Consider the following 12,860-nt stretch of genomic DNA (forward strand, 5'->3'; position numbering starts at 1 on the left):
GTGCTCTACGATCTGTCGCTGCACATGGGCTATAGCTACGATTGGCCGGCCTCCGGCGCCCGCCACATCATGCGCCTTTTGCCGCTCTCGCTGCCCGATCGCCAGCGCCTGATCGCGGGCTCGATCAAGGTGTCGCCGACGCCGGACGAGCAATCCAATTTCACCGATTTCTTCGAGCACCCCGCGACCTCCTTCATGGTCCGCGCGCCGCACGAGAAGCTCGACATCCGCATGCACGCCCGCGTCCAGGTCGAGAGCCACTCGATCACGGCCGATTTCTCGCCGGTGCTCGCTGATCTGCCGGAGGAGATCGCAGGCGTCTGGTCGCTGAAGCCGGGCTCGCCTCATCATTTCCTCGGCAACAGCCCGCGCCTGATCGAAACGCCAATCATTTCGGAATACGCACAGAGCGTCGTCCAGCCCCGACTGACCGTGCTGGAGATCGCCACCGCCCTCTGCGCCGCGATCCACAAGGACTTCACCTACGACGCCGAGGCGACCAACGTCGACACCACGCCGATCGAGGCTTTTAGGCTGAAGCGCGGCGTCTGCCAGGATTTCAGCCATGTGATGATCCAGGCGCTGCGCAGCCTCGGCATACCCGCGGGCTACGTCTCCGGCTTCCTGCGCACCATCCCGCCGCCGGGCAAGGAGCGGCTGGAAGGCGCCGACGCCATGCATGCCTGGGTGCGCGTCTGGTGCGGCGAGACGACCGGCTGGGTGGAACTCGACCCCACCAACAACATCCCCGCCGGCACCGACCACATCGTCGTCGGCTACGGCCGCGACTACTCCGACGTTGCTCCCGTCATCGGCGTGCTGAAAAGCTATGGCGGCCAGCGGGCGGTTCAGGCGGTTGATGTCATTCCGGTGAAGTAGGGCCGGTGAAGCAGGGCCGGAGGCCGACATCAAGCCAAAGCGCACGATAAAGCGACAATTCGATAAAATTAGATCAGACTCATAAAGCTGACCTAAATGAAGATGATCCAAGGATAGTCGCATACTTTGGAAAACCATCTCGGTGAACATGATGCGCGCCTTGTCCCTGCTTACGACCACGATCGCCCGTTTCTCGAACGACCGTGGCGGCAACTTCGCCATGGTGACGGCGTTGATCGCCACACCGCTGCTGCTGGCTGCAGGCGTCGCGATCGACTTTTCCAATGCATCCACCCAAAGGACCAACCTTCAGGAAATTGCCGACGCAACCGCGCTGGAAGGCGGCAAGATTTTCGACGGTACCAATCTGGCCGCAGCCACCACCAAGGCCCAGGCCTTCCTCAAGGGCTATTCCGCGCAGATGCCGAGCAATGTCACGTCGAGCATGACCGCCGATGGCCGGACGTTCAAGGTTGCCCTGAATGCGGCGGTCGACACATCGCTGATGAAGATCGCCAATTACAACTCGATTCCTATTGGCGTGAACGCAGCCGCCATCGCGCCGGTGAAGCCCACGAAGATCACGTTCGACCCGACCTATGCAAAGGGCTTCTGGTACAAGAAGATCTCGGTCATGGTGGTCCGCCCCGGCAGCACAGCCGAGACGACCTTGGCGACCATTGTCTACCAGCCCACCACTTTGCTCGAGGATGGCAAGGGCACCATGACAATGGATCCGGCGACGGGAACCATCGACCTCGGCAACTACACCAAGCTGATCCTGAAGATGGAGATCAAGAAGGACTATTGCCCAACCGGATACAGCGGAAAGGCATCCGGCTCCAAGCAAACAGTCATATGTACGGCCACTAACCAAGCATCAAGCAAGGTCTACGACAGCACCTTGCGCACGGACAACCCCAACCAGATGGACTCGCTCTATGTCGACGGCAAGCAGCTCCAGAAGGGCACGGCCTATCCGCTGGAAGCCTATTTCGGTTGCGCATCCAAGCAGAGCCACGCCTGGGAAGACGGCGGCGGCGGTCCCACCCAGGACTTCTTCTACACCGTCAGCGCCGACTGCAGCGGCTCGGACACCACCTATGTTCGCCTGACGCAGTAACATCGATTTCATCGCTCGAAAAAGCCGCCCCCGAACCGATCCGGGGCGGCTTTTTGGCGTCGTGAAACGTCGGGGATGACCACCTCGCGTGACGCAGTGATGATGCATGAAAGCAACACCGCCGGACGCAGTTTGGCGCAAAGTCGAGCCCCGCCCGAAATCGTGTTGGAAAGCAACATTCCATTAAAATTGAAGCAAACCCGTCAAAACAAGCTCAATGAATTGGGCGCATGACTGCCACATTGTCAAAAGCAACTACTCGGGTGAGCATGATGAACACCTTGCTATTTATGATGAATGGCGTTTCTCGATTGATGTCCAATCGGGACGGAAATTTCGCGATCACGACGGCGTTCGTGATTCCGGTCTTGTTCGGCGCGGGGAGTCTGGCTATCGATATAGCCAATGCGGCCATGTCGAAACGGCAGCTGCAGGAAGCGGCCGATTCCGCCGCGCTGGCCACCGCGTCGGCGCTGGCCGACGGCAAGATCGACACATCAGGGGCTGCCGCTTTCGCCAAGGATTTTATCGCCGGCCAGATGGCGAACTATCTCTCCGATACGACCGCTCTGAAGAACGCCACGGCCGTCACGGCGACAAAAACAACATCAGGTGCCGCGACCAGCTACAACGTCAACATATCGTCTAACTACACGATGCAATTCAGCGGACTGGCCCAGGTCGCCGGCTTCAAAACGACGACGATCGGCGTATCGAGCCAGACGGCCGGTGGCTATTCCGAGACGCAAGGTTCTGTCTCGATGTTCCTTGCGCTGGATAAGTCCGGCTCGATGGACTACGCAACGACGACGGTCAACGCAACGCAACCTACAACCACGTACACCTACTCTTGCGGCACCTGGTATCAGCCTAAAACATGCACAGGAACTCAGACCAACTATTACTCGAAGATCGAGGCGTTGAAACTGGCCGTTGGCAGTCTGACGACTCAGCTTGAGACTGCCGACCCGACGCACATCTACGCACGCACGGGTGCGGTATCTTACGATATCAAGGAATATGCCGCCAGTAAGCTTGCCTGGGGTACCAGCGCTGTTACAACCTACGTTAACGCGCTCGACGCGGACGGCGGGACGAACTCAAGCGACGCCATGAACACGGCATTCACCTCTTTGACGGCCAAGAACAGCGCCGGAAACGACAGCGAAGATGCGATACACTACGCAAAGACGAAGCAGATCCCGAAGAAATACATCGTCTTCATGACCGATGGCGACAACAACGACGACAAATGGGGCGGGCGCTCCTATGACACGGCGACAAAAGCCACCTGTGACGCCGCCAAGGCCAAGGGCATCGAAATCTTTACTGTTGCCTTCATGGCTCCGACAACCGGGCAGAAGCTTCTGAAGAATTGCGCTACGGACGCAAGCCATTACTTCCAGGCTGAAAGCATGGCCGACCTCCTGGCCGCCTTCAAGAAGATCGGTGCCAAGGCCGCCAACCAGACGACGCGCCTGATCAACTGATCGCGCAATCCCACAAAACAAAAAAAGCCGCTCCGGAACAAACCGGAGCGGCTTTTCGTTGTTGTGCAATCCGGTCTATCAAAATCAGAAAGCCGATAAAAATCAAGTTCTTTCCGTCGTCCACGGGTGCCCTGCGTCAATTTTTCCGTTTGCCGGTTTTCCCTTGTTGCAAGTGCGTTGTAACGGTGCATAAACTGCATCGCTAGTGCGTGAGTAAATCGATTGAAGTACGTATAACCTACTGAAACCAAAACAGAATTGGCGAGCCCTGACGATGACCACCGTTTCGAAGCCCACCATCCCCTCTCCCGCACCGCGCAGTTCCAAGCCGGAAATTCTCGCAGAAGAAATCATCGAGCGTCTGACCTACCGTATCGGCAAGGATGCCAAGGTCGCCAAGCCGCATGACTGGCTGACGGCGACGATCCTCGTCATCCGCGACCGCATCATCGACAAGTGGATGGAGAGCACCCGCAAGGTCTACGCCACGGGCGCCAAGCGCGTTTATTATCTATCGCTGGAATTCCTCATCGGCCGCCTGATGCGCGATGCCGTGTCCAACCTCGGCCTGATGGAAGAGGTACGTGACGCGCTCGCTTCGCTCGGCGTCGATGTGTCAGTCATCGCTGGCCTCGAGCCGGATGCAGCACTTGGCAATGGCGGTCTCGGCCGTCTCGCCGCCTGTTTCATGGAGAGCATGGCGACCGTCGACGTGCCCGCCTATGGCTACGGCATCCGCTATGTCCACGGCCTTTTCCGCCAGCAGATGGCCGATGGCTGGCAGGTCGAGCTGCCGGAAAGCTGGCTCGCCCACGGCAACCCCTGGGAATTCGAACGCCGCGAAAGCGCCTATGAAATCGGCTTCGGCGGCTCGGTCGATGTCGCCAACGGCGCCGATGGCGAGCCGCGCTATGTCTGGAAGCCGGCCGAGCGCGTCATCGCCGCCGCCTTCGATACGCCCGTCGTCGGCTGGCGCGGCAAGCGCGTCAACACGCTGCGCCTCTGGTCGGCCCAGCCGATCGACCCGATCCTGCTCGACGCCTTCAACGCCGGCGACCATATCGGCGCGCTGCGCGAGAGCAACAAGGCCGAAAGCCTGACCCGCGTTCTCTACCCGGCCGACGCGACGCCTGCCGGTCAGGAGCTGCGCCTGCGCCAGGAGTTCTTCTTCTCGTCCGCCTCGCTGCAGGACATCCTGCGCCGCCATCTTCAGCAGTATGACGATTTCACCTCGCTGCCCGACAAGGTGGCGATCCAGCTGAACGACACCCACCCGGCCGTCTCCATCGCCGAACTGATGCGCCTGCTCTGCGATGTGCACGGGCTGGAGTTCGACCAGGCCTGGGACATCACCCGCGGCACAATCGCCTACACCAACCACACGCTTCTGCCCGAAGCGCTGGAAAGCTGGCCGGTGCCGTTGTTCGAGCGTCTCCTGCCGCGCCACATGCAGATCATCTACGCGATCAACGCCAAGGTTCTCCTCGAGGCCCGCAAGACCAAGAACTTCTCCGACACCGAGATCCGCTCCATCTCGCTGATCGAGGAAGGCGGCAGCCGCCGGGTGCGCATGGGCAACCTCGCTTTCGTCGGCTCGCATTCGATCAACGGCGTCTCGGCGCTGCACACCGACCTGATGAAGGTCACGGTCTTCGCCGACCTGCACAAGCTCTATCCCGACCGCATCAACAACAAGACAAACGGCATCACGCCGCGCCGCTGGCTGCAGCAGTGCAATCCGGGTCTCACCGGCCTGATCCGCGAGGCGATCGGCGACGATTTCCTCGACGACGCCGAAAAGCTGCGCGCGCTCGACAAGTTCGCCACCGACAACGCCTTCCAGGAGAAGTTCGCGGCGGTGAAGCGCAACAACAAGGTGGCGCTAGCCAATCTGGTTGCATCGCGCATGGGTGTGAAGATCGATCCGTCGGCGATGTTCGACATCCAGATCAAGCGCATCCACGAATACAAGCGCCAGCTCCTGAATGTCATCGAGGCCGTCGCGCTCTATGACCAGATCCGCTCGCGTCCCGAGCTCGACTGGGTGCCGCGCGTAAAGCTGTTCGCCGGCAAGGCGGCGCCGAGCTATCACAACGCCAAGCTGATCATCAAGCTGATCAACGACGTCGCCCGCACCATCAACAACGACCCGGCCGTGCGCGGCCTGCTCAAGGTCGTCTTCGTGCCGAACTACAACGTCTCGCTGGCCGAGGTCATGGTTCCGGCCGCCGATCTCTCCGAGCAGATCTCGACCGCCGGCATGGAAGCGTCGGGCACCGGCAACATGAAATTCGGCCTCAACGGCGCGCTCACCATCGGTACGCTCGATGGCGCCAATGTCGAAATGCGCGACAATGTCGGCGAGGACAACATCAAGATCTTCGGCCTGCGCGCCGATGAGGTCGCCAACCTGCGCACCGACGGCCACAATCCGCGTGCCATCATCGAGGCCTCGCACGAGCTGTCGCAGGCGCTCTCGGCCATCGGCTCCGGCGTCTTCTCGCCGGATGACCGCAACCGCTATTCCGAGCTGATCGAGGGCATCTATTCGCACGACTGGTTCATGGTCGCCGCCGATTTCGACGCCTACGCCCAGGCCCAGCGCGAAGTCGACGACCTCTGGAACGACAAGTCCGCCTGGAGCGAAAAGACCATCCGCAACACCGCCCGCATGGGCTGGTTCTCGTCGGACCGCACGATCCGGCAGTATGCCAAGGAAATCTGGAGAGCCGGATGAAAACGCCGAAGGCGACCCCTGAAGTCAAACTTCCCTGGGAAATTTCGGCAGATGAAATAGCGGCAATCCTTGCTGGCGCGCATTCCAATCCGTTTGCCGTTCTGGGCGTCCACAAATCGGGCAGCGTTTACGTTGCCCGATGCTTCATTCCCGGCGCCGAAGAGGTGACCGCGATGTCGCTCGACGGCACCGCGATCGGCGATCTGGCGCTCCAGCATCCGGATGGCTTCTTCGCCGGCACCATCTCGCTCAACAAGCAGGTGCCGGTGCGCTATCGCGCCCGCCGTGGCGACGCCGAATGGGCCGTCACCGACCCCTACAGCTTCGGCCCCGTTCTCGGGCCGATGGACGATTACTACGCCCGCGAAGGTTCCGACCTGCGCCTGTTCGACAAGATGGGCGCGCACTGGATCAAGCACGAAGGCGCGCAAGGAATCCACTTCGCCGTCTGGGCGCCGAACGCACAGCGCGTCTCCGTCGTCGGCGATTTCAACAATTGGGATGGCCGCCGCCACGTCATGCGTTTGCGCGCCGGCGCCGGCATCTGGGAAATCTTCGCCCCTGATGTGCCGACAGGCGTCGCCTACAAGTTCGAGATCCGCGGCCAGGACGGCGTGTTGCTGCCCCTGAAGGCAGACCCCTTCGCGCGCCGCAGCGAGCTGCGCCCGAAGAACGCCTCGGTCACCACGCCTGAACTTCTGCAGGAGTGGGAGGACGAAGCCCACCTCAAGCATTGGAGCGAGATCGACAAGCGCCGCCAGCCGATCTCCATCTACGAGGTGCATGCCGGCTCCTGGCAGCGCCGCGACGATGGCACGTTCCTCTCCTGGGACGAGCTCGCCGCTCGCCTGATCCCCTATTGCGTCGACATGGGCTTCACCCATATCGAGTTCCTGCCGATCACCGAGCACCCCTACGATCCGTCCTGGGGCTACCAGACGACGGGTCTTTATTCGCCCACCGCCCGCTTCGGCGAGCCGGAGGGTTTCGCTCGCTTCGTCAACGGCGCCCACAAGGTCGGCATCGGCGTCATCCTCGATTGGGTGCCGGCGCACTTCCCGACCGACGCGCATGGGCTGGGCTGGTTCGACGGCACCGCGCTCTACGAGCATGAGGACCCGCGCAAGGGCTTCCACCCCGACTGGAACACGGCGATCTACAATTTCGGCCGCACCGAGGTCGTGTCCTATCTGGTCAACAACGCGCTCTACTGGTCCGAGAAATTCCATCTCGACGGCCTGCGCGTCGATGCCGTCGCCTCGATGCTCTACCTCGATTACTCCCGCAAGCACGGCGAGTGGATCCCCAACGAATATGGCGGCAACGAGAACCTTGAGGCCGTCCGCTTCCTGCAGAACATGAACACCCGCATCTATGCCGAGCACCCCGGCGTCATGACCATCGCCGAGGAATCGACGTCGTGGCCCAAGGTGTCGCAGCCGGTGCATGAAGGCGGCCTCGGCTTCGGCTTCAAGTGGAACATGGGCTTCATGCACGACACACTGAGCTACATGAGCCGCGAGCCGGTGCACCGCAAGCATCACCACAACGAGCTGACTTTCGGCCTGCTCTACGCCTACTCGGAAAACTTCGTGCTGCCGCTCTCCCACGACGAGGTGGTACACGGCAAGGGCTCGCTGATTGCCAAGATGCCCGGCGACGACTGGCAGAAGTTCGCCAACCTGCGCGCCTACTACGCGCTGATGTGGGGCTATCCCGGCAAGAAGCTTCTCTTCATGGGCCAGGAATTCGCCCAGTGGAGCGAATGGAACGAGGCCGGCTCGCTCGACTGGAACTTGCTTCAGTACCGCATGCACGAGGGCATGCGCCGCCTGGTGCGCGACCTCAACTTCACCTACCGCAGCAAGCCGGCGCTGCACGCCCGCGACTGCGAAGGCGAAGGCTTCGAATGGCTGGTTGCCGACGATCACGAGAACTCGGTCTTCGCCTGGCTGCGCAGGTCGCCGGGTGAAAAGCCGGTCGCCGTCATCTGCAACATGACGCCTGTATACCGCGAGAACTACGCCGTCAGGCTGCCCACCGAAGGCCGCTGGCGCGAAATCCTGAATACCGATGCCGACATCTATGGCGGCAGCGGCAAAGGCAATGGCGGTCGTGTCCAGGCGGTCAACGCCGGCGGCACCATCGTCGCATCACTGACCTTGCCGCCTTTGGCGGTTATCATGCTTGAACCTGAGACTTGAGACTGGTGGGAGGAAGACAATGGTAGAAAAACGCATTCAGCCACTTGCCCGCGATGCAATGGCCTATGTTCTCGCCGGCGGCCGGGGGAGCCGTCTGAAGGAACTCACCGACCGACGCGCCAAGCCCGCGGTCTATTTCGGCGGCAAGTCGCGCATCATCGATTTCGCGCTGTCCAACGCGCTGAACTCCGGTATCCGCCGCATCGGCGTCGCGACGCAATACAAGGCGCACTCGCTGATCCGCCACATGCAGCGCGGCTGGAACTTCTTCCGCCCCGAGCGCAACGAGAGCTTCGACATTCTGCCGGCCTCCCAGCGCGTCTCCGAGACGCAGTGGTATGAAGGCACCGCCGACGCGGTCTACCAGAACATCGACATCATCCAGGACTACGGCGTCGAATACATGGTCATCCTCGCCGGCGACCACGTGTACAAGATGGACTACGAATACATGCTGCAGCAGCATGTCGATAGCGGCGCCGACGTCACCATCGGCTGCCTCGAAGTGCCACGCATGGAAGCCGTGGGCTTTGGCGTCGTGCATGTCGATGAGACCGACCGCATCATCGATTTCGTCGAAAAGCCCGCCGACCCGCCGGCTATTCCCGGCAAGCCGGACAGCGCCTTCGCCTCGATGGGCATCTACGTCTTCCGCACCAAGTTCCTGATCGAGGAACTGCGCCGCGACGCCGCCGACCCGAATTCCAGCCGCGACTTCGGCAAGGACATCATCCCCTACATCGTCAAGAACGGTAAGGCCGTAGCCCACCGCTTCGCCAATTCCTGCGTGCGCTCCGATTTCGAGCGCGAGCCCTACTGGCGCGACGTCGGAACCATCGATGCCTACTGGCAGGCCAATATCGACCTGACGGCGATCGTTCCCGAACTCGACATCTACGACAAGTCCTGGCCGATCTGGACCTATGCCGAAATCTCGCCACCGGCGAAGTTCGTTCACGATGATGAAAACCGCCGTGGCTCGGCGACCTCCTCGGTCATCGCCGGCGATTGCATCATCTCCGGTGCCACGCTGAACAACAGCCTGCTCTTCACCGGTGTGCGCGCCAATTCCTACTCGAAGCTTGAGGGCGCCGTCGTGCTCCCGAGCGTAAAGATCGGCCGCCACGCGCAGCTGACGAATGTCGTGATCGACCACGGCGTCGTCATTCCGGAAGGTCTTGTTGTCGGCGACGACCCGGTTCTGGACGCCAAGCGTTTCCGCCGCTCCGAAGGCGGGATCTGCCTCATCACGCAGCCGATGATCGACAAGCTGGATATGTAAACGATGAAAGTTCTTTCGGTTTCGTCCGAAGTCTTCCCATTGATCAAGACAGGGGGCCTGGCCGATGTGGCCGGCGCCCTGCCGATCGCGCTGAAGCGCTTCGGCATCGAAACCAAGACGCTGATGCCCGGCTATCCCGCGGTGATGAAGGTCATCCGCGACCCCGTCGTGCGCATGCGCTTCGACGATCTCTTGGGCGAACCGGCAACGGTTCTGGAGGTCAATCACGAGGGGCTCGATATCCTCGTCCTCGACGCACCAGCCTATTACGACCGCTCCGGCGGCCCCTATCTGGACGCAACCGGCAAGGACTACCACGACAACTGGCGCCGCTTTGCCGCGCTCTCGCTTGCCGGCGCCGAGATCGCCGCCGGCCTGATGCCCGGCTGGAAGCCAGACGTCGTCCATGCGCATGACTGGCAGGCGGCGATGACGCCGGTCTACATGCGCTTTTACCCGACGCCCGAGCTTCCCAGCATCCTCACCATCCACAACATCGCCTTCCAGGGCCAGTTCAGCGCCGAGATCTTCTCCGGCCTGCGCCTTCCCCCACAGGCCTTCTCGGTGGAAGCGCTGGAATATTACGGCAATATCGGCTTCCTGAAGGGTGGCCTGAAGACCGCGCACGCGATCACCACCGTCAGCCCCTCCTATGCCGGCGAGATCCTGACCTCCGAATTCGGCATGGGTCTTGAGGGTGTCATCGCCAGCCGTATCGAGGCGTTGCACGGCATCGTCAACGGCATCGACCACGAGGTCTGGGACCCCGCCACCGACGCCGTGCTGCAGACGCACTACACCGGCGCGACGCTGAAGAACCGCGCCGCCAACCGCGCCGCCGTCCAGGAATTCTTCGGCCTGCACGACGACAACGCGCCGATCTTCTGCATCATCAGCCGCCTCACCTGGCAAAAGGGCATGGACCTGATCGCCGCCTGCGCCGACGAGATTGTCGCGATGGGCGGCAAGCTTGCCATTCTGGGCTCCGGCGATCCGGCGCTCGAGGGCTCGCTGCTCGCCGCCTCCGCCCGCCATCCGGGCCGCATCGGCGTGTCGATCGGTTACAACGAGCCGATGTCGCATCTGATGCAGGCCGGCTCCGACGCCATCATCATCCCCTCGCGCTTCGAGCCCTGCGGCCTGACACAGCTCTATGGCCTGCGCTATGGTTGCGTTCCGATCGTCGCGCATACGGGCGGCCTTGCCGATACCGTCATCGATGCCAATCACGCCGCACTTGCGGCCAAAGTGGCAACCGGGATACAATTCTCTCCGGTGACCGCTTCCGGTCTGTTGCAGGCAATCCGCCGTGCGCTACATCTCTATACCGATCAAAAGGTCTGGACCCAATTGCAAAAGCAGGGCATGAAATCGGATGTTTCGTGGGAGAAAAGCGCCGAGCGCTATGCTGCCCTCTATTCAAGCCTCGCCCCGAAAGGCAAGTGACAGAAAATGAACAAGTCCGTATCCACCACCCCCTATCAGGATCAGAAGCCCGGCACGTCGGGACTGCGTAAAAAGGTCCCGGTATTCCAGCAGCCGAACTACGCGGAAAACTTCATCCAGTCGATTTTCGATTCGCTGGAAGGCTTTCAGGGCAAGACCCTCGTCATCGGCGGCGACGGACGCTACTACAACAAGGAAGTCATTCAGAAGGCGATCAAGATGGCCGCCGCCAATGGCTTCGGCAAGGTCATCGTCGGCAAGGGTGGCATCCTCTCGACGCCGGCTGCCTCGCATGTGATCCGCAAGTACAAGGCCTTCGGCGGCATCATTCTCTCCGCCAGCCATAATCCCGGCGGCCCCACCGAAGACTTCGGCATCAAGTACAACATCAGCAATGGCGGCCCGGCGCCGGAAAAGATCACCGACGCGATCTATGCGCGCACCAAGGTGATCGACACCTACAAGATCGCCGATTTCCCCGACGTCAATCTCGACCGCATCGGCAAGGACGAGCTGCCCGGCGGCATGCTGCTTTCGGTGCTGGACTCGGTCGAGGACTATACGGCGCTGATGGAAGAGCTGTTCGACTTCGGCGCCATCCGCAACCTGATCAGCCTCGGCTTCCGCATTGCCTTCGATGCGATGAGCGCCGTCACCGGCCCTTACGCCAAGGAAATCTTCGAAAACCGCCTCGGCGCGCCTTCCGGCTCGGTCCGCAACTTCATGCCGCTGCCCGATTTCGGCGGTCACCATCCGGACCCGAACCCGGTTCACTGCAAGGAACTCTACGACGAGATGATGGGCGACGACGCCCCTGATTTCGGCGCGGCTTCCGACGGCGACGGCGACCGCAACCTCATCATCGGCCGCGGCATCTTCGTGACGCCATCCGACAGCCTGGCGATCATCGCCGCCAACGCCAACCTCGCCCCCGGCTATTCCGGCGGCCTGACGGGCATCGCGCGCTCCATGCCGACCTCGGGCGCCGCCGACCGCGTCGCCGAAAAGCGTGGGATCGGCATGTACGAAACGCCGACCGGCTGGAAGTTCTTCGGCAACCTGCTCGACGCCAACATGGCGACGATCTGTGGCGAGGAAAGTGCCGGCACCGGCTCCAACCACGTGCGCGAGAAGGACGGCCTCTGGGCGGTTCTGATGTGGCTGAACATCCTGGCCGTGCGCGGCGAGAGCGTTCAGGACATCGTCACCCAGCACTGGCAGACCTACGGCCGCAACTACTATTCGCGCCATGACTACGAAGGCGTCGACACCGAAGCCGCCAACGGCCTGGTGGACAATCTCCGCGCCCAGCTCTCCAGTCTGCCCGGCAAGACCTTCGGCCCGCTGAAGGTCGAAAAGGCCGACGACTTCGCCTATCACGATCCGGTCGACAAGTCCGTGAGCGAACACCAAGGCATCCGCATCATGTTCGAGGGCGGCTCCCGCGTGGTCTTCCGCCTGTCGGGCACCGGCACCTCCGGCGCCACGCTGCGCGTCTACATCGAGCGCTACGAGCCCGATTCCAGCCGCCACAACATCGAAACCCAGGAAGCCCTGGCCGACCTCATCGCCGCCGCCGAAACCATCGCCGACATCAAGTCCCGCACCGGCCGCGACGCCCCTTCGGTGATCACCTGAGATAGCCTCTCTAATGCCCGATCGGGAGCAGCGGATGCCTCTACCCCCCTCTGCCCTGCCG

At 61.8% G+C, this 12,860-nt stretch carries 9 protein-coding genes; all 9 read left to right on the forward strand.

Annotated elements, in window-relative coordinates; all coding sequences use genetic code 11:
* The 9 genes from B3605_RS13080 (at position 1) to B3605_RS13120 (ending at position 12,799) form a co-directional block, all read left to right on the forward strand.
* Positions 1 to 879: a transglutaminase family protein gene (locus tag B3605_RS13080; protein WP_183795170.1), complete on the forward strand. Its 879-nt coding sequence runs from the start codon at positions 1 to 3 to the stop codon at positions 877 to 879.
* Between the two features lie 151 nt (positions 880 to 1,030).
* Positions 1,031 to 2,002, forward strand: coding sequence for a TadE/TadG family type IV pilus assembly protein (locus tag B3605_RS13085; protein ID WP_296434390.1), 972 nt, complete (start codon positions 1,031 to 1,033; stop codon positions 2,000 to 2,002).
* A 75-nt stretch (positions 2,003 to 2,077) separates the two neighbouring features.
* Positions 2,078 to 2,236, forward strand: a complete 159-nt coding sequence (locus B3605_RS13090; protein ID WP_162725204.1) for a hypothetical protein — start codon at positions 2,078 to 2,080, stop codon at positions 2,234 to 2,236.
* Positions 2,237 to 2,274: 38 nt separating this feature from the next.
* Positions 2,275 to 3,492 (forward strand): pilus assembly protein TadG-related protein, encoded by a 1,218-nt coding sequence (locus B3605_RS13095; protein ID WP_112942857.1) that lies wholly within the window; start codon positions 2,275 to 2,277, stop codon positions 3,490 to 3,492.
* 274 nt (positions 3,493 to 3,766) lie between these two features.
* Positions 3,767 to 6,229, forward strand: coding sequence for a glycogen/starch/alpha-glucan phosphorylase (locus B3605_RS13100; RefSeq protein ID WP_112942856.1), 2,463 nt, complete (start codon positions 3,767 to 3,769; stop codon positions 6,227 to 6,229).
* Positions 6,226 to 8,433 (forward strand): 1,4-alpha-glucan branching protein GlgB, encoded by a 2,208-nt coding sequence (gene glgB, locus B3605_RS13105; protein WP_112942855.1) that lies wholly within the window; start codon positions 6,226 to 6,228, stop codon positions 8,431 to 8,433. The genes B3605_RS13100 and glgB overlap by 4 nt, the downstream gene beginning before the upstream one ends.
* A 19-nt stretch (positions 8,434 to 8,452) precedes the next feature.
* Positions 8,453 to 9,715, forward strand: coding sequence for a glucose-1-phosphate adenylyltransferase (glgC, locus tag B3605_RS13110; protein WP_018899809.1), 1,263 nt, complete (start codon positions 8,453 to 8,455; stop codon positions 9,713 to 9,715).
* A gap of 3 nt (positions 9,716 to 9,718) precedes the next feature.
* A complete protein-coding gene (gene glgA / locus B3605_RS13115; protein WP_111563427.1) occupies positions 9,719 to 11,161 on the forward strand; it encodes a glycogen synthase GlgA in 1,443 nt (480 codons plus the stop codon).
* A 6-nt stretch (positions 11,162 to 11,167) separates the two neighbouring features.
* The gene (locus B3605_RS13120) at positions 11,168 to 12,799 is read left to right on the forward strand and encodes an alpha-D-glucose phosphate-specific phosphoglucomutase (protein WP_111563428.1); all 1,632 of its coding nucleotides are present in this window, start codon (positions 11,168 to 11,170) and stop codon (positions 12,797 to 12,799) included.
* Positions 12,800 to 12,860 lie beyond the last annotated feature (61 nt).

It is taken from the genome of Rhizobium sp. UBA1881, assembly GCF_002338015.1.
Taxonomy (GTDB): Bacteria; Pseudomonadota; Alphaproteobacteria; order Rhizobiales; family Rhizobiaceae; genus Rhizobium.